This is a genomic window from Phenylobacterium sp. (assembly GCF_036563385.1).
Lineage (GTDB): Bacteria > Pseudomonadota > Alphaproteobacteria > Caulobacterales > Caulobacteraceae > Phenylobacterium.
Window position 1 is genome coordinate 216,898 of the sequence record NZ_DATCML010000012.1, and the last position, 16,826, is coordinate 233,723.

Sequence of the window (16,826 nt, forward strand, 5' to 3'; positions counted from 1 at the left end):
GCCGCCGGAAAATCTTCAAAGTTGACGCCGGCGTCACCCTTGCGCCGGGGCTCTACCTGCGGTTAGTTGGCGCACCTTTCTTGGGAGGGACGACATGTCCGCTGCTGACGGCAACTGGAAGATCACCATCAACACGCCCATGGGCGCGCAGGAAGTGACCGCGAACATCACGACCAGCGGCGACACCTTCACTGGCAAGACCGAAGGCCGCATGGGCTCGCAGGAGATCACCGGCAAGGTGAACGGCGACACCCTCACCTGGAGCTCGAACATTACGAGCCCGATGCCGATGACCCTCGAGTTCGAAGCCAAGGTCGACGGCGACAAGATGACCGGCAACGTGAAGCTGGGCGCCTTCGGCAACGCGCCGCTCTCCGGCGTCCGCGCCTAGGGCTCGACGCCAGACATGAAGAGGCCCGCCGCGGACGCCGCGGCGGGCCTTTTCGTTTTCAGGACGTCTTATTGATTGCCCGGCGTCACGGATTGGGCGGCGTCGCCCACCGCGCCCGCAGCGTTCGAGGCGCTGTCAGCGACGCTCGAGGCGGCGCTGGTCACCGCATCGGTGCGGATCGCGTCATTGCGGCTCTGGCTCAGCAGGAAGAAGGCGACGATCGCCACCAGGGCGAGCACGGCTAGGCCGATGAGCACGCCGCCCATCCCCGAGCCGCGACGTTCCACATAGGTGGTGCCGCCGCCGGCATCGCGCTCGACGACGCGTTCGCTCATGACGCCGTCGCTGCGCTCCGTCATACGTTCGGTAGCCATTTGGGTGTCTCCATGGGTGTCACCTTCGCCGTAACCCCGAAGGCGGGTTCCGCGTTCCCGCGCGGTTTGGCATGAGGCCCGCGGGGCGCTAGAGAAGCGGCCCCGCAAGCCCCGGATCAAAGACCCCCGTGCGACTTCCCCAGGCCAGGCTCGATCAGGTGCTCGACCGCTTTCGCGAGATCGAGGCGCGCATGGGCGCGGCGACCGACGGCGCCGAGATCGTCCGGCTGTCGAAGGAGCACGCCGAGCTGAAGCCGGTGGCCGACGCCGTGACGGCCCTCGAACGCGCCCGCGCAGAGTTGCCCGAGCTTGAAGCCATGGCGGACGGCGATCCCGAGATGGCGGCGCTGGCCCGGGACGAGCTGGAGGCGCTGAAGGATCGGTTGCCGGCGCTGGAACACGAGGTCGCCCTGCTGCTGGCTCCCAAGGACAAGGACGAGAACGCCTCGGCCATCCTGGAGGTCCGAGCCGGCACCGGCGGCGACGAGGCCGCCCTGTTCGCCGGCGACCTCTTCCGCATGTACCAGCGCTACGCCGCCAACCGGGGTTGGCGGGTGGAGGTCGACTCCGTCACCGAAGGTGAGATGGGCGGCTACAAGGAGATCATCGCGTCCATCACCGGCGACGGCGTGTTCGGTCGGCTGAAGTTCGAAAGCGGCGTGCACCGGGTCCAGCGGGTGCCGGCCACCGAAGCCCAGGGCCGCATCCACACCTCGGCCGCCACAGTGGCCATCCTGCCCGAGCCAGAGGACGTGGAGATCGAGATCCGCGACCAGGACCTGCGCATCGACACCTACCGCTCGTCGGGAGCCGGCGGGCAGCACGTCAACAAGACCGACTCCGCCGTCCGCATCACCCACCTGCCGACCGGCATCGTGGTCACGAGTTCCGAGAAGTCGCAGCACCAGAACCGGGCGCGGGCCATGAAGGCCCTCAAGGTCAAGCTCTACGATCAGCAGCGCGAGGCCCTGGACACCGCCCGCGCGGACGCCCGCAAGAGCCAGGTGGGATCGGGCGACCGCTCCGAGCGCATCCGCACCTACAATTACCCTCAGGGGCGGGTGACGGATCACCGCATCAACCTGACCCTCTACAACCTGCCCAAGATCATGGAGGGCGAGGCGCTCGACGACGTGATCGACCCGCTGATCGCCGAAGATCAGGCGGCCCGTCTCGCCGCCCTCGAAGACGAGTTCGCCTAGCGGGGTCGCCGCGGCGGCGGCGGAGGCAGGCTGGGCAAGGGCGGCGGAGGCTCACGCGGGCCTCGCCGCACCAGGTTGTTCACCTGCCGTCGGGTGGTGCCCCACAGAATGCCGACCCCCTTGCGGACCCCGATGAAGCGCAGACCGACGCTGTCGGCCACCACGGCCCCGCGGCTGCCCATGGGCTTGACCTCGCCCACGGTCGTGTCGAGTGCGGTCTGGTGCTCGACCTCGGCGTTGATCTCGGCGCCGAGAAGCACGGCGATGACGGAAAACCAGATCCACACCAGGAAGCCCACGATGGCGCCCAGGGAGCCGTAGGTGACCTGGAAGCGGGCTACGTTGTTGACGTACCAGCTGTAGCCCAGGGATCCGCCCATCCAGGCGGCTGCGGCGAACATCGCGCCCACCGCCACCCATCGCCACTGCGCGGGCCGGCGCGACGGCCCGTAGCGGTAAAGGATGGCGAAGGCGCCCGCCACGAGGCCGTAGAGGGCGAGCCATCGCAGCGGGATCAGCAGCTCCCCCGCCCCGATCTCGTCCAGCGCCAGGGGCGCCGCCACCATCACCGCGGTGACGGCCGCCATGAACAGCAGGGCGGCGAAGGTGAAGCCGTATATGGTCGCGATGCGCAGCAGATAAGGCCGGCGCTCCTTCTCCTCGTAGGTGACGTTCAGCGCGTCCACCAGCACGCGGATGCCCAGGCTCGCGGTCCACAGCGACAAGAGCAAAGAAAGCACGAAGGCGATGGACAGGTCCGCCGGGCGCTGCGTGGCAAGCCGGGTCATCTGTTCGCCCACGATGGAGAGCACGTCGCGCGGCACGAAGGCGGCGAGCTGGTCGAGTTGCCGGCTCACCGTCTCCACGTCCGAGATCAGGCCGTAGAGCGACACGAACACGCCCACGGCCGGCGCAAGCGCCAGCAGCACGTTGAAGGTCACGCCGCCGGCGAGAAAGGCGATGCGGTCATTGCCGCTCTCGCGATAGACACGCCAGACGATGTCCCGCCAACCCTTCCAGGGAATCTCGTACGGCCAGGCCGCCAACCGGCCGCGCCCGGGCTCGATGTCCTCGAAATGCTGGGGCGCGGCGATCTCGGGATTGGACAGGCCCGGCGGCGGCCGCCGGTTGGCGTCCACCCACATGGCCGTCATCGCCGCCAGCCCCAGCCACGGTGCGGCGCCCAGCAGCAGCCGGGTCAGGCCGCCGCCTTTGCGGGGCGGGGTCTCGGATCGCGCGCGTCGCGCCAACGCTGGGCGTCCTCCTGGTCCAAGCGGAGCTTTTTCAACCCCGGGGTGCGGCGGTCGTTCCCCTTGATGCCGCACCATCGTTCCGGCAACAGGCGTCCATGACCGGACATGTCGCCGCCCTCTACCGCCACCCGATCAAGGGATTCACGCCGGAGCAGCTGGCGCACGTGGACGTGGCGCCGGGCCAGGGCCTCCCGTTCGACCGACTCTGGGCGGTCGAGAACGGCCCCTCCGGCTTCGATCCCGCCGCGCCGGCTTTCGTCCCGAAGCAGAAGTTCACCGTCCTGATGTCGATCCCGCGCGTGGCCGCGGCGCGGACGCACTACGAGGACGATACCGGCCTGCTGCACGCCCAGGCCGAGGGCATGCCGGTCTTCTCCGGCCGTTTGGTCGAGGAGGCGGGCCGCCAGGCCTTCGCCGCCTGGCTGTCGAAACTGTTGCCGGACGACGACCTGCGCGGGCCGCTGAGGGTGGTCACGGCTCCGGGGGCCCATCGCTTCACTGATCACCCGCAGGGACAGGTCTCGGTGGTCAACCTCGCCAGCGTCCGCGACCTGTCCCAGAAGATGGGCGTCGAACTCGACCCGCTGCGCTTCCGCGCCAACCTGTACGTGGAGGGCTGGGAGCCGTGGGTGGAGAATGAGTGGACCGGCCGGCCGATGATGCTGGGCTGGGCGCGCGCCGAGGTCTTCAAGCCGATCGTCCGTTGCGCCGCCACCCACGTGCACCCGACCACCGCCGAGCGTGACCTCGACGTCGTCAAGGCGCTCTTCGACAACTACGGCCACATGTTCTGCGGCATCTACCTGAAGGTCACGGCCGGCGGCCGCATCAGTCGCGGCGACGCCGTCACCACCCCGGACGCCGCCCCGGTGGAGACGCCCGAATGGGCCTGACCCTCGTCCAGGCTTGGACGCACGCGAAAAAGACCCTGGAGGCGGCCGGCCTTTCCGGTCCGGTCATCGACGCCCGCCTGCTGGTGGAAGCCGCCGCCGACGCGACCCGGACAGACATCGTAACGGACCCCTACCGTGCGCTCTCCGTCGAGCAGGAAGCACGGCTGTCCGACTACCTCGACCGGCGCATTCGCCGCGAGCCGGTGAGCCATATCCTGGGGCGCAAGGGCTTCTGGAAGATCATGCTCAACGTGAACAGCCACGTGCTCACGCCGCGGCCGGACACCGAGACCATCGTCGACCTGGTGCTGAAACAGACCGAAGAGCATCAGCGCTTCTCGATCCTCGACCTGGGCGTCGGATCTGGCGCCATCCTGCTCGCGATCCTCGCCGAGCGGCCCGCCGCCAAGGGCCTGGGGGTCGACGTCTCGGAGGAGGCGCTGGCGGTGGCGCGCGACAACGCCGCCCACCTGGGCCTCGCCGGCCGTGTGGCCCTGCTGCGCGGCGACTGGGCCGCCGGCCTGGGCGACGAGAGCTTCGACGTTGTGGTCTCCAATCCCCCTTACATCGCGGCCGAGGTGATCGAGACCCTTGAGCCCGAGGTGCGCGACTGGGAGCCGCGGCTGGCCCTCGACGGCGGCCCGGACGGGCTCGACGCCTACCGTGAGCTCGCCCCCGAGATCCTCCGCGTCCTGAAGCCCGGCGGGATCTTCGCCGTCGAGATCGGCTACGACCAGAAGGAGCCGGTCGAGGCGCTGTTCGGAGCGGCGGGCGCGGCCGACGTCCGCACCCTCAAGGACCTGGCCGACCGCCACCGGGTTGTCGCAGGTGCGAAAAAGCCCTTGGAAACGGGCGCTTGAGTCGCTACATCAGATGTCGTCTCCACCCATGAAAGCCGGCTAGGCAGAGGCGCCCTCACAAGAGGACGCGAACCCTCCGGCAGGCGCGACGCTTCTCAAAAAGGCCTCTCGCTGAAGAGCTTCCGGGCGGAAGACGGGGAACTAAGCGTCTTCAACAATCCAACCGGGCCTCGCGCCCGTCCGCTGAAGGCTAGCGCAGAGACCGCCTCAGGGCCGCTCAGGGAAGAGCAAACGGTTATCAAATAATGAGAGATTTCAAGGGTATGAAGCGCCAGCGCGGCCGCAATCGCGGCGGCGGCGGCGGTGGGGGCGGGAAGCCGCAACAGAACGCCAATCGCGCCTTCGATTCGAACGGCCCCGACGGCGTGAAGGTGCGGGGCAACGCGCAGCACGTCTTCGAAAAGTACCAGCAGCTTGCCCGGGACGCGACGTCCGCCGGCGACCGGGTGCTCGCCGAGAACTACCTTCAGCACGCTGAACACTATTTCCGCCTCCTGCGAGCCATGCAGCCGCAGCGGCCCGCCAGCGAGATCCTCGGGCGTGACCAGTTCGCTTCGGGCTTCGACATCGACTTCGAGGACGAAGGCGCCCAGGCTCAGGCCGAGGCGGCCGACGAGGCCGCCGCCGAAAATGGCGGCGACGCCCAGGACGCGGAGGCTCGCGAACGTCGTGACCGCGACGGCCGAGACCGCGACCGAAACCGTGACGACCGCCGGGACGGGCGCGACCGGGATGGCCGTGACCGCGACCGCGGTGAGCGGTTCGAGGGCCGGCGGGACGACCGCGACAGCCGCGACCGTGACAGGGACAGGGACACCCGGGACCGTGGAGAGAACCGCGAGGCGCGCGACGGCGAAGGCCGTGACCGCGATCGTGGCGAGGGCGGCCGCCGCGACCGCTGGCGCGACCGCGACGAGCGCCGCAGCCGTGATCGTGACGATCGCCCGCGCGACGAGCGTCCCCGTGAAGAGCGCTCCCGGGATGAGCGTCCGCGTGACGAGCGTCCTCGCGACGACCGGCCGCGCGGCGACCGTGACGAGCGCCGGGATCGCGACGATCGCGGCGAAGCCCAGCGCGACCCGCTGGCGGTGGTCGAGCCGCAGGCGGCTGCGCCGTTCGCCGCCGACGAGCGTCCCGCACCTGTTCTGCGCGACGCCGAGGGTGGCGAGAGCCACGCGCCCGCCTTCCTGCAGGCCCGCGCCGAGCCCCGGCCGGACGCCTCTGGCGAGGGCGAAACGCCGGCTCGCAAGCCCCGCCGCCGCCGCGCGCCGCGCAGCTTCGAGGCCGGAGACGGCGCGCCGACCAGCAGCGAGTCCGAAGAGGCTTAGGCCCCTTCAACCCAGACAAGGAAAAGCCCGCGGATCGCTCCGCGGGCTTTTTTCGTATCGCCTCAGAAGCGGTAGGCGACGCCCAGCCTGACGTTCCGCCCAGGCAGCGGGGCGATGTCCTTCAGGAAGGAGGCGTGCTCGCGCGCCTGCTCATCCGTGAGGTTGCGGGCGTCCAGGAACACCTTGAACCCGTCGTCCTTGAGCGGGCGCAAGGTCAGCTGCGCGTTCAGCAGGGTGTAGCCGTCAGTGGGCAGTTCGAAGTCCGCCACCCGCTCCTGCTTCGCTACCCGGCGGACCTCCAACAGGCCCGTCCACCAGCCGCCTTCGAACACCCCGCGAGCCGCCGCCGACCACGGCGGGATGCGCGCCGGGGCGCCGAGGTCGGTGTCCCCGCGGACGTAGTCGGCCGAGCCTTCAAGCCGGAAGCTGCGCGCGCCCTCCTCCCAGAGCCGGTAGGACACCTCCGCTTCGAAGCCGTGGAAGTCGGCGTCCGTCTGCTGGTAGCGGAAGATCGGCAGGTGGGTCTCCTCGTCCTCTTCTCCGGTCGGTCGCAGGTCGATGAAGCCCTCATAGCGCACCGCGAACAGGTGCAGGTCGGCGGTCCATCGGGTGCTGTCGTAGTGGATCGTGCCGTCCAGCGACCATGAGACTTCGGCGTCGAGCGTCGCGTCGCCCATCTCATAGCCGCCGGTGGCCGGGTGAGGCCCTTGCGCAAACAGCTCCTCCTGAGCCGGCGCGCGGCTGGTGCGCGACGCCGACAGGCTCAGGAACCAGGCGTCTGCCGGCCGGACGAAGGCGCCCACGGAGCCCGAGATGTTCGTGAAGTCCCGCTCGCCAGCCAGGCTGTCCAACTTCCTCTGATCGACCCGCAGCCCGCCTTCCACCCCCCAAAGATCCCGGTCGTAGCGCTGCAGCACGAAGGCGCCCCACTCCTTGGTGGTCGTGGCTGGCACCAGCGCCTCCTCGCCTTCGGCGTCGAAGTCACGTGAGAGAGCCTGGAACCCCACGGCTCCCTGCCAGCCGCCACGCGTCGGCTGCACCAATTCCAGCCGGCCCTCCCAGCCTTCCGAGAAGAAGCGGGTCGCGGGCGCGCCGTCCTCCAGCTCTACGTGGGTGTAGTCGGCGTAGCCGCCGGCGAAGCGCAGCTTCTCGAACGGGCCGAGGTTGATCTCGTGCTCGCCGCGCAGGTCGTAGCGGGTCTGCTCAAGCTCGATGGCCACCCCCCCGGCGTCGGCTTCGGCCTCGCCCGCGTCGCCCTCGTGTTCGTGGTCGTGTTCGTGCTCGTGCTCGTGCTCGTGTTCGTGTCCCGGCACGCCGTAGGTGGTCTCGGTCCGCTTGGCGGAGAAGCCGAGATAGCCTCGCTCGCCCACCCAGGACAGGCCGGCGCCGTAGGAGGAGAGCTCCGTGGCGCTGTTCTCCACCACCGAGTCCTTCGGGCCGGGCCATTCTTCGCCGTCAGCTTCGAGTTGGCGGCGGGATTCAGGGAAGGTGGGGACCTGGTAGTTCTCCGTCTCGCGCCGGGTGCCATCCAGGCTCAGGACGAAGGCGCCTGCGCCGGCCTTCAACGAACCGGAGACCATCCGGCCGTCGTCCACCGTCGAGCCCGAAGCAAGCACTCGCCCCTTCAGCCCGTCCACCGCGTCCCGGGCGATCCGGTCGTCGATCACGTTGACGACGCCCCCAATCGCCGAGCCGCCGTAGGCCAGGGCGGAGGGACCGCGCAGCACCTCGATCCGCTCCGCCTCCTGCGGGTCCGTGGCCACGGCGTGGTCGGGCGACAGCGCGCTGGCGTCCACCTGCCCTAGGCCATTCGACAGGACCAGGACGCGCGGGCCCGCGAGCCCGCGGATCACCGGGCGGCTGGCGCCCGGACCGAAGAAGGTGGAGCGCACACCGGGAACGCCGGTCAGGACGTCGCCCAGTCCGCCCACGGGGGCGGTGTCCAGGTCCTCGCGCTTCAGGATGTTCACGCTCGTGGTCGCCGAACCGATAGACACGGGATAGGGGGCGGCGGTGACCACCACCTCGGACAGGTCCTTCTCGGCGGCGTCAGCGCCCGCGGAGGTGGAGGCGCAGAGCGCCGTCATGGCGGCGGCGGTAAGCAGGGTGGCTCGCGACATGAACCCCTCCGGAAAGCGGACTAGGTGTTACGAAATAACAGCAGCGTCACCGTTATGAAATAACATAACGCGTCGTCAAGCCCGTTGCGGCGCAGGCATGCCGGGGTTACCTGAATGCCTATGGGCGAAGCATGCCACCACGCGGACGGCGTCCATCCGGGCCTCAAGGGCCAGGCGCTGAAGCGCGCCTTGGGAGCCGCGGAAAGCCGTTGCGCAGACACCCAGGAGCGACTGACGCCGCCGAGGCGCCGGGTTCTGGAACTGCTGCTGGAGTCCGATGGCCCGCTCAAGGCCTATGACCTGATCGCCGCCTATGGCGAGGCCGGCGAGCCCGCCAAGCCGCCCACCGTCTACCGCGCCTTGGAGTTCCTCGAGCGTCTGGGCTTCGCCCATCGGATCGAAAGCCTCAACGCTTATGTCCCCTGCCGGCTGGAGGCCGACGGGCACATGGCGGCCTTCCTGATCTGCGACTGCTGCGGCGCCGCCCAGGAGTTCGAGCCCGACCTGGCCCCGGCCCTGGTCGCGGCGAAAGCGGCCGGCTACGCCGTGCGGAGCGTCACGCTCGAGGCCCGGGGGCGCTGCCCCGCCTGCCCGGAATAGCGCCCGCGAACCCGATCCGCGGGCCGGCGTTCCCTCTGCCCATGCGCAAACAGATCTATCTCGACTGCGACGGCGTGCTCGCCGACTTCGACAAGGGGGCGCAGGCCATCCTGGGCATGCATCCGCGCGCCTTCGAAAAGCGCCACGGCATCGGCCGCTTCTGGCAGAAGCTCGCCACCGCCGAGGGCTTCTTCGAGAACCTCGAGCCGCTGCCCGACGCCTGGGAGCTCTACGAGGCGGTGAAACACCGCGACCCCATCATACTCACCGGCCTGCCGCGCGGGAACTGGGCGGAGCCGCAGAAGCGGCGCTGGGCCGAGAAGCACTTCCCGGGCGTGCCGGTGATCACCACCTCGGCCGCCCTCAAGCACGAGCACCGGCACCCCGGGGACGTTCTGGTCGACGACCGCGACAAGCACCGCCATCTCTGGGAGAACGAGGGCGGGATCTTCATCCATCACAAGACCGCCCGGCAATCCATCGCCGAGCTGAAGGAGAAGGGGTTCATCTAGGCCCCTTCTCTCCGCCACTTCACCAGAAGACGAGCCGCACCACCTGCAGAACCCGCCCGCTCCAGCGGTCCACGAGGACCGCGTCGTAGCCGACGCGCACCCAGTCGTAGCCGGGCGGCGGCATGGGCAGGGCGTAGTTCCACCAGTCCATCAGTCGGTAGGGCTCGTCGTACCAGCCCCGGGGCAGGACCTCGCCCAGGCTCCAGGCATGGACATAGAAGCCGCTCGGCCGCCGCCAGATATGGCCGCGATAGCGGTGCCCGCTGGTGTAGACGGGCGGGTAGCGCCGCCGGTCCCAGCGCGGGTGGTTCGCCGGCGGACCGCGCCGATCGCGATCGCCACCCCAGCGTCGGTCCGCGTCACGATGGTCCCGGTCCCGATGGTCCCAGCCGCCGCCACGATCGCGTCGATCGCCATCGCGGCGGTCCGTGTCGGGGCGATGCCCGTCACGGCGGTCCCCGTCGCGCCGCTCGCCGTCGCGCCGATCGCCGCGGCCGCGGTCCCAGTCCCGGTCGCCTTCGTTCCAGCGGCGCCAGTCGCGGGCTTCCGTGCGATCCTCATGGTCCTGGCGGTCAGCCCCCGTCAGGCCCGAGCTGTCGGCATCCCCCTCGCGGTCCACCCATACGCCGCGCCCTTCCGGACGCACCCGCAGGTCCGCCTCGCGCGGACGCTCGCCCCGGCCGCGACGCTCGCCGTCGCCCCCTCGCCGCCGCTCGGCCCCGGCCCCCCGCGCGCCGGGCGCCACGGGGGCGGATCTCGCCTCCGGCGCCTGTCGCGCCTCGGGCGGCGGTCGCTCAGGACGCTGATAGACGCCGCGGCCCACCGCTCGCGCCCCGCCGTCGCTCGGCCCCACCCGGCCGCGCGGCTCGCGATCCCCGGCCTCCTGCGAGAGCGCCGCCCCGGCGGTCCCGGCCAGCAGCAGCAGGCTGAGCGCTACAGCCTTGGTCTTCATCGTCGTCTTCCCCCGAGGGCCGCGCGCGGCCGGGACATCCTTCGAGGCTGCAGGATCGGCGCCGCCGCATGAACCCGGCTTGAACGGCGAAGCCGCATGCGCCACCTCAGGGCCGGACAGACTTGGAGGCTCCGTGGCGGCCACCCCGAACGACATCCTCGGCTTCTGGCGCAACGCCGGCCCCCAGAAGTGGTACGCCAAGAACCACGCCTTCGACGAGGCCATCCGGCTGAGGTTCGAGCCGGTGCACCACCGGGCGGCCCGCGGCGAGTACGACGCCTGGGCGGCGATGCCCGAGGGCGCGCTCGCGCTGCTGATCCTGCTCGACCAGTTCCCGCGGAACCTCTACCGCGGCTCCGCTCACGCCTGGGCCACGGACCCTAAGGCCCGTGGGATCGCCCGCGCCGCCTGCGAGGCCGGCTTCCATCGACAGGTGGACCCCGAGCTCGCCCAGTTCTTCGTCCTGCCGTTCGAGCACTCGGAGGACCTCGCCGACCAGGACTTCGGCCTAGCCGTCGCCGCCGAGCTCGGCGACCCTGAAATCCTGAAATGGGTGCGCATCCACCGGGACATCATCGCCCGCTTCGGCCGTTTCCCGCACCGCAACCCGCCGCTCGGCCGCGTCACCACGCCGGAGGAACAGGCCTTCCTCGACGACGGCGGCTTCGCCGGCTGAGCCTGTCGCACACGAAAAGGGCGGGAGGGACGTCGCCGTCCGCTCCCGCCCGATCTGAAAGGCTGTGTCGGCCGCGGCTTACTGCGGGTCGGCCTTCACGCCGGCCGCCGGCGGGGCCTTCTCCTCGACCTTCACCGTGCGGCAGGTGCGCTTGGCCAGCCGCGAGCCGCTGATCGGCGGGGACTCTGTGCAGACCTTCTTGGTCTTCACCTCGGACTTGGCGTCCAGGGCGGGGGTGGCGGCCGTGGCGGCGGGGCCGGTCTTCTCGACCGCGGCCTGCGGCGCCGCGGCCATGGCCAGCGCGGCCAGGGCGGAAAGGAGGATCATTCTCTGTACGAACCTAATTCGTTGAACGAAGCGCGGCTTTAGGACACGCCTGCGCTTAACACCAAGTTTCGTGTCGCGGCGTGGGGTGCGACGGATCGACTGTGCATCGCGACGAACGGCGATTCGCGTGGCGGGCCGAATCGGGGCGAACATCGACCTTCGAAAGACCGAAGAGCCCGGCCATGAACGCCCACGTCTCCATCGCCAGCCGCTACCAGGCCGCCGACGACCACCCGGAGCGGCAGTACCTCGACCTGTTGGCCGACATCCTGGCCAATGGCGTGCAGCGCGGCGACCGCACCGGCACCGGCACGCTGGGCGTCTTCGGACGTCAGATGCGGTTCGACCTGTCCAAGGGCTTCCCCCTCCTCACCACCAAGAAGCTGCACCGCAAGTCGATCATCCTGGAGCTGCTGTGGTTCCTGCGTGGCGACACCAACGTCCGCTGGCTGCAGGAGCGAGGCGTCTCCATCTGGGACGAGTGGGCCGACCCCACCGGCGAGCTCGGACCCGTGTACGGCAAGCAGTGGCGCTCGTGGTCCGCGCCCGACGGCCGCGTCATCGATCAGATCGCCGCCGTGGTCGAAGGCCTGAAGACAAACCCGAACAGCCGCCGCCATATCGTCTCGGCCTGGAACCCGGCTGAGGTGGAGGACATGGCGCTGCCGCCCTGCCACTGCCTCTTCCAGTTCTTCGTGGCGGACGGAAAGCTGAGCTGCCAGCTCTACCAGCGCTCGGCCGACGTCTTCCTCGGCGTCCCGTTCAACATCGCCTCCTACGCCCTTCTGACCCTGATGGTGGCCAAGGTGACGGGGCTCGAGCCCGGCGAGTTCGTGCACACGCTCGGCGATGCCCACCTCTACCTGAACCACCTGGACCAGGCGCGCCTGCAGCTCTCCCGCGAGCCTCTGCCGCTGCCGATCATGCACCTGGCTGAGCGGGACGACCTCTTCGCCTTCGAGTACGAGGACTTCCAACTCGAAGGCTACCGTGCCCACCCCTCCATCGCCGCCCCGATCGCGGTCTGATGACGCTCGCCGAGATCAGCGACGCCGCGGCGCAGATCTCGGACATCTACGCCGGCAAGTACGGCATCGCGCGCGACGACGACTGGTTCCTGCTGAAGCTTCAGGAGGAGCTCGGCGAACTCGCCCAGGTCCACCTGCGGCTGTCGTCGCGTGGCCGCGGCGAGGCGAGCGAGCAGCAGCGCGCCGACGAGGCCGCCGACGTGCTCTGCACCCTCCTGCTCTACTGCCGCCGCTTCGGCATCGATCCCGACGCAGCCGTGCGGCGCAAGTGGCTCAGCTGGCTCGAGCCCGCTCACCCGGCGAAAGCCGGGGCCGAAGCTGAGTCGTTGGACTAGCCCGCGCGCGCATCACATCCCAGCAGCGCTTGGGTCCCGGCTTTCGCCGGGATGAGCGGTGGAGGGGGACGTGCGAGTTCGATATTTAGCGAACCTATGTCCCGCATCACCCTCACCGCCGGCCCGATCGCGCGGGATCGGAACGGCGTCATCGGCAAGGACGGCGGCCTGCCCTGGCGGCTGAAGTCGGACCTCGCCATCTTCCGCGCGCTCACCATGGGCAAGCCGGTGATCATGGGCCGCAAGACCTGGGAAAGCCTGCCGAAGAAGCCGCTGGTGGGCCGGACCAACATCGTGCTCACCAAGGACGGCTCTTTCGAGGCCAAGGGCGCGGTGGTGTGCGAGGACTTCTCGGAAGCCGTGCAGATCGCCCGCGAGCAGGCCGAGGAGGACGGCGCCAGCGAGGTCTGCGTGATCGGCGGCGCCTCGCTCTTCGCCCTGGCCGTGCCCCGCGCCGCGCGGCTGTACCTTACCGAGGTCGAGGCCGAGGTGGAGGGCGACGTGCGCCTCCCGCCGATCGACGAGGCCCGTTGGCGCGAGGTCCGGCGCGAGGCTCACCCGGCGTCAGAGTCCGACGAGTTCTCCTTCACCTTCCGAGTGCTGGAGCGCCTATAGTCCTCCGCAAGCAGAGGGAGGACGAGATGGAGTTCGAGCTGGTCGCCGAGGGGCTGCAGTTTCCCGAGGGCCCCATCGCCATGGCCGACGGCTCGGTCATCCTCACGGAGATCCAGGGCCGTCGGCTGACCCGCATCCGGCCGGACGGCTCACGCGAGACGGTGGTGGAGACCGGCGGCGGCCCGAACGGCGCCGCAATCGGCCCGGACGGCGCCATCTGGATTACCAACAACGGCGGATCCTTCGTCTGGATCGAGCGTGACGGCCTGACCATCCCAGGGCCCACCCCGCCGGAGCACGCCGGCGGGATGATCCAGCGCTACGACCTCACCACCGGCGAACTGCGCACGGTCTACGACAGCTGCGACGGCAAGCGGCTGATCGGCCCGAACGACCTGGTCTTCGACCGCCAGGGCGGGTTCTGGTTCACCGACCACGGCTGCTCCACGCCGGACGGCCGCAAGTTCGGGGCGCTCTACTACGCCCGCACCGACGGCTCGCACATCAGCCGCCAGCGCGACCACATCATCTCCCCCAACGGCGTCGGCCTCTCCCCCGACGAGACCGTCGTCTATGTCGCCGACACCCAGCTCGGCCGCCTGTGGGCCTTCGACGTGGCCGAGCCCGGCGTGCTCGCCCCGCCGCCGGGGTTCGCGCCTGGCCGCATCGTCGCCAACCTGCCCGGCTACCAGCTGCTCGACAGCCTGGCCGTGGAGGCCTCCGGCAAGGTCTGCGTCGCCACCATCATCAACGGCGGGATCACCGCCTTCGACCCGGACGGCTCCACCGAGCACTTCGCCTTCCCGGACCTGATCTGCACTAACATCTGCTTCGGCGGCCCCGACATGCAGACCGCCTGGATCACCGCCTCGTCCACCGGCAAGCTGTTCCGCGCCCGCTGGCCCCGCCCGGGCCTCAGGCTCAACTTCAACGGCTGATCGCCTCCTCCCCTTTGAGGAAGGAAGGACGCGGGCCTCAGCCGTCGCCCAGCACGGCTCGGCGCCGGGCGAGGCTCTCTGGCGGCCATTCCTTGGCCATGTCGTAGTAGACCTCGAAGGCCCGGACGTCGTCGGGCAGGCGGACCCATGGCAGCTTCGAGCGGGTGAAGATGTGCACGTCGGGGGCAAGCGCGCCGCGGTCGTCCAGGGTGGTGGCGCGCAGGAAGCTCATCACCTTTCGGTCCCCGTAGTCCGACCAGATCGTCGTGCCGCAGGCCCCGCAGCGGTAGACCAGGTGCGGCCGGCCGCTGTCGGTGGGCATGCCCGTCGGCTTCAGCTCGCCCGACAGCAGCTCGATTCGATCTGTCTCGATCAAGGCATTGATCGCGAACGCGCTGCCCACCTGCCGCTGGCAGCCGCTGCAGTGGCAGCAATGGACGAACATCGGCGCGCTCTTCAGGCGGTATCGCACAGCTCCGCAGGCGCAACCGCCCGTCAGATCCGACATGACGATCCCTTTTTGTTCTCGCTCCAGAACCATGGCCATGGCCGGGAGGGAAGTCCACCCCTTCCCCTCGCCCGGCTTCGGGCGCAAGCTCGGGTGAACGGCGGTCACTCAACGCACCGCCGGGGAGGACAGCCATGGACGACGCCGCCATCGACCTTAAGCGTGCGGCCCGCGACGCCGCCTATGCAATGCCGCTGGAGGAGATCAATCCGGCGGACTCCGAGCTCTTCCGCACCGACACCATGTGGCCCTACTTCGAGCGGCTGCGCGCTGAGGATCCGGTCCACTGGTCGGTCTCACCCGAGGAAGACGTGGGCGGCTATTGGTCCGTCACGCGCTACAACGACATCATGGCCGTGGACACCGACCACGAGGCCTTCTCGTCGGAACCGAGCATCGTCCTTCCGGATCCGGCCGAGGACTTCACCCTGCCGATGTTCATCGCCATGGACCCGCCCAAGCACGACGTGCAGCGGAAGACCGTCAGTCCCATCGTCGCAGGACCCAACCTGGCCCGTCTGGAGCCGATCATCCGCGAGCGGGCGGCGACGATCCTGGACGACTGCCCGATCGGCGAGGAGTTCGACTGGGTGGACAAGGTCTCGATCGAGCTCACCACCATGACGCTCGCCACCCTGTTCGACTTCCCGTGGGAGGACCGCCGCAAGCTGACCCGCTGGTCGGATGTGGCCACCGCCGGGCCGGAGTCGGGCCTGTTCAGCTCGGACGATCCGGAGGTGGTCGAGCAGGAACGTCGCGCCGAACTCTACGAGTGCGTCGACTACTTCATGCGGCTGTGGAACGAGCGGGTGAACGCCCCGCCCAAGCCCGACCTGATCTCCATGCTCGCCCACGGAGAGTCCACGCGGAACATGGACCGCATGGAATACCTGGGGAACCTGATCCTGCTGATCGTCGGCGGCAACGACACCACCCGTAACACCGTCACGGGCTCGGTGCTCGCCCTGCACCAGAACCCGGACCAGGACCGCCGGCTGCGCGAGAACCCGGACCTGCTTCCGGCCATGGTGTCCGAGACGATCCGCTGGCAGACCCCGCTCGCCTACATGCGCCGCACCGCGACCCGGGACGTGGAGCTCGGCGGCAAGACCATCCGCACCGGCGAGAAGGTGGCCATGTGGTACGTCTCGGGAAATCGCGACGAGACGGTGATCGAACGGCCGAACGACTACTGGATCGAGCGGCCCCGGGTTCGCCAGCACCTGTCGTTCGGCTTCGGGATCCACCGCTGCGTCGGCAACCGGCTCGCCGAGCTGCAACTGAAGATCATCTGGGAGGAGATCCTCAAGCGCTTCCCACGCATCGAGGTCACGGGCCCGCCGCGCCGCGTCCCCTCCCCCTTTGTGAAGGGCTATGAATACCTGCCCGTGCTGATCCCGACCCGCACCTGAGGCCGGCGACCACCTACGCCGCGGGCGCGTACCGGAAGTCGTAACGCGGACGCCAGGTCACGCCGCCGTCGCGGCTGAGCGTCGAGGTCTGCCGCACGCTCTCACCCTCCTTCCGCAGCACCATGCGCAGGAGGATGGGGGAGCCATCTCGCGCCTTGCCCTCGGAGCGCAGGTCCAAGGCGCCGTCGGCGCCTACCGACCCTTCAAACAGTCGCACTGCGCCCGTCGAGCCCGCGCCAAACTGCCGCCAGAGGCCACGCTCCGCGTCGAAGGCGTTGAGGCTGCCGCCTGTGAATCCGTCCGTACCGGTGAACTGCTCGCGGATGGCGCAGCCGCCCCACTCAGGCGCCACCACGCTGTCGCCGACCTTCTGGCCGCCCGTCGCGTCGGTCACCGTCCAACGGCCGACCCAGAAGTCCAGCGCCCTGGCCGCCGGCTGCGCGCAAGGCGCGGCCGCCACGACCGCCGCGCCAACGAAACCCAAGAACATCCGCCGCCTCCC

Annotated in this window: 20 protein-coding genes; 13 read left to right on the plus strand and 7 right to left on the minus strand. The window is 69.7% G+C overall.

Annotated elements, in window-relative coordinates:
- Positions 1-94: 94 nt before the first annotated feature.
- Positions 95-391, plus strand: a complete 297-nt coding sequence (locus tag VIL67_RS12275) for a hypothetical protein (protein WP_332049184.1) — start codon at positions 95-97, stop codon at positions 389-391.
- 68 nt (positions 392-459) lie between these two features.
- Here VIL67_RS12275 and VIL67_RS12280 read toward each other — a convergent pair whose 3' ends face one another.
- Positions 460-765 carry a hypothetical protein gene (locus tag VIL67_RS12280; RefSeq protein WP_332049185.1) on the minus strand — a complete coding sequence of 102 codons (306 nt, stop codon included), beginning with the start codon at positions 763-765 and terminating at the stop codon, positions 460-462.
- 128 nt (positions 766-893) lie between these two features.
- Between VIL67_RS12280 and prfA the strand changes: the two genes are divergently transcribed.
- Entirely contained in the window at positions 894-1,967 is a 1,074-nt protein-coding gene (prfA, locus tag VIL67_RS12285) for a peptide chain release factor 1 (RefSeq protein WP_332049186.1), read from the plus strand.
- Here prfA and VIL67_RS12290 read toward each other — a convergent pair.
- Positions 1,964-3,217, minus strand: coding sequence for a YihY/virulence factor BrkB family protein (locus tag VIL67_RS12290; protein ID WP_332049187.1), 1,254 nt, complete (start codon positions 3,215-3,217; stop codon positions 1,964-1,966). The genes prfA and VIL67_RS12290 overlap by 4 nt on opposite strands.
- A 98-nt stretch (positions 3,218-3,315) precedes the next feature.
- On the opposite strand from VIL67_RS12290, the gene VIL67_RS12295 reads away from it, so the two are divergent.
- The 3 genes from VIL67_RS12295 to VIL67_RS12305 all read left to right on the plus strand — a co-directional run bounded on the left by VIL67_RS12295 (position 3,316) and on the right by VIL67_RS12305 (position 6,301).
- On the plus strand, positions 3,316-4,113 hold the full coding sequence (locus VIL67_RS12295; protein WP_332049188.1) for an MOSC domain-containing protein: 798 nt from the start codon (positions 3,316-3,318) through the stop codon (positions 4,111-4,113).
- Positions 4,104-4,973, plus strand: coding sequence for a peptide chain release factor N(5)-glutamine methyltransferase (gene prmC / locus VIL67_RS12300; protein WP_332049189.1), 870 nt, complete (start codon positions 4,104-4,106; stop codon positions 4,971-4,973). Before VIL67_RS12295 ends, prmC begins: the two co-directional genes overlap by 10 nt.
- A 245-nt stretch (positions 4,974-5,218) precedes the next feature.
- Positions 5,219-6,301, plus strand: a complete 1,083-nt coding sequence (locus tag VIL67_RS12305) for a DUF4167 domain-containing protein (protein WP_332049190.1) — start codon at positions 5,219-5,221, stop codon at positions 6,299-6,301.
- A 62-nt stretch (positions 6,302-6,363) separates the two neighbouring features.
- Here the strand turns inward: VIL67_RS12305 and VIL67_RS12310 are convergent, their stop codons facing one another.
- Positions 6,364-8,421, minus strand: a complete 2,058-nt coding sequence (locus tag VIL67_RS12310) for a TonB-dependent receptor (protein WP_332049191.1) — start codon at positions 8,419-8,421, stop codon at positions 6,364-6,366.
- A 120-nt stretch (positions 8,422-8,541) separates the two neighbouring features.
- Here VIL67_RS12310 and VIL67_RS12315 point away from each other — a divergent pair, with 120 nt between their 5' ends.
- Positions 8,542-9,021 (plus strand): Fur family transcriptional regulator, encoded by a 480-nt coding sequence (locus VIL67_RS12315; RefSeq protein WP_414696209.1) that lies wholly within the window; start codon positions 8,542-8,544, stop codon positions 9,019-9,021.
- Between the two features lie 41 nt (positions 9,022-9,062).
- Positions 9,063-9,533, plus strand: coding sequence for a 5' nucleotidase, NT5C type (locus tag VIL67_RS12320; RefSeq protein ID WP_332049193.1), 471 nt, complete (start codon positions 9,063-9,065; stop codon positions 9,531-9,533).
- 19 nt (positions 9,534-9,552) lie between these two features.
- On the opposite strand, the gene VIL67_RS12325 is transcribed toward VIL67_RS12320, so the two are convergent.
- Positions 9,553-10,485, minus strand: a complete 933-nt coding sequence (locus VIL67_RS12325) for an RcnB family protein (protein WP_332049194.1) — start codon at positions 10,483-10,485, stop codon at positions 9,553-9,555.
- Positions 10,486-10,618: 133 nt separating this feature from the next.
- On the opposite strand from VIL67_RS12325, the gene VIL67_RS12330 reads away from it, so the two are divergent.
- The gene (locus VIL67_RS12330; RefSeq protein WP_332049195.1) at positions 10,619-11,161 is read left to right on the plus strand and encodes a DUF924 family protein; all 543 of its coding nucleotides are present in this window, start codon (positions 10,619-10,621) and stop codon (positions 11,159-11,161) included.
- Positions 11,162-11,239: 78 nt separating this feature from the next.
- Here the strand turns inward: VIL67_RS12330 and VIL67_RS12335 are convergent, their stop codons facing one another.
- Complete coding sequence (locus VIL67_RS12335) at positions 11,240-11,488, minus strand: hypothetical protein (RefSeq protein ID WP_332049196.1); 249 nt, start codon at positions 11,486-11,488, stop codon at positions 11,240-11,242.
- 182 nt (positions 11,489-11,670) lie between these two features.
- Between VIL67_RS12335 and VIL67_RS12340 the strand changes: the two genes are divergently transcribed.
- The 4 genes from VIL67_RS12340 (at position 11,671) to VIL67_RS12355 (ending at position 14,404) form a co-directional block, all read left to right on the plus strand.
- Complete coding sequence (locus VIL67_RS12340) at positions 11,671-12,516, plus strand: thymidylate synthase (protein WP_332049197.1); 846 nt, start codon at positions 11,671-11,673, stop codon at positions 12,514-12,516.
- On the plus strand, positions 12,516-12,851 hold the full coding sequence (locus VIL67_RS12345; RefSeq protein WP_332049198.1) for a nucleoside triphosphate pyrophosphohydrolase family protein: 336 nt from the start codon (positions 12,516-12,518) through the stop codon (positions 12,849-12,851). The genes VIL67_RS12340 and VIL67_RS12345 overlap by 1 nt, the downstream gene beginning before the upstream one ends.
- Before the next feature lie 96 nt (positions 12,852-12,947).
- On the plus strand, positions 12,948-13,466 hold the full coding sequence (locus tag VIL67_RS12350) for a dihydrofolate reductase (protein WP_332049199.1): 519 nt from the start codon (positions 12,948-12,950) through the stop codon (positions 13,464-13,466).
- Positions 13,467-13,492: 26 nt separating this feature from the next.
- On the plus strand, positions 13,493-14,404 hold the full coding sequence (locus VIL67_RS12355) for an SMP-30/gluconolactonase/LRE family protein (RefSeq protein WP_332049200.1): 912 nt from the start codon (positions 13,493-13,495) through the stop codon (positions 14,402-14,404).
- Positions 14,405-14,441: 37 nt separating this feature from the next.
- Here the strand turns inward: VIL67_RS12355 and VIL67_RS12360 are convergent, their stop codons facing one another.
- Complete coding sequence (locus VIL67_RS12360) at positions 14,442-14,912, minus strand: GFA family protein (protein ID WP_332049201.1); 471 nt, start codon at positions 14,910-14,912, stop codon at positions 14,442-14,444.
- 134 nt (positions 14,913-15,046) lie between these two features.
- Between VIL67_RS12360 and VIL67_RS12365 the strand changes: the two genes are divergently transcribed.
- Complete coding sequence (locus tag VIL67_RS12365; protein WP_332049202.1) at positions 15,047-16,324, plus strand: cytochrome P450; 1,278 nt, start codon at positions 15,047-15,049, stop codon at positions 16,322-16,324.
- 13 nt (positions 16,325-16,337) lie between these two features.
- On the opposite strand, the gene VIL67_RS12370 is transcribed toward VIL67_RS12365, so the two are convergent.
- Positions 16,338-16,814, minus strand: coding sequence for a hypothetical protein (locus VIL67_RS12370; RefSeq protein WP_332049203.1), 477 nt, complete (start codon positions 16,812-16,814; stop codon positions 16,338-16,340).
- Between the last annotated feature and the right edge of the window lie 12 nt (positions 16,815-16,826).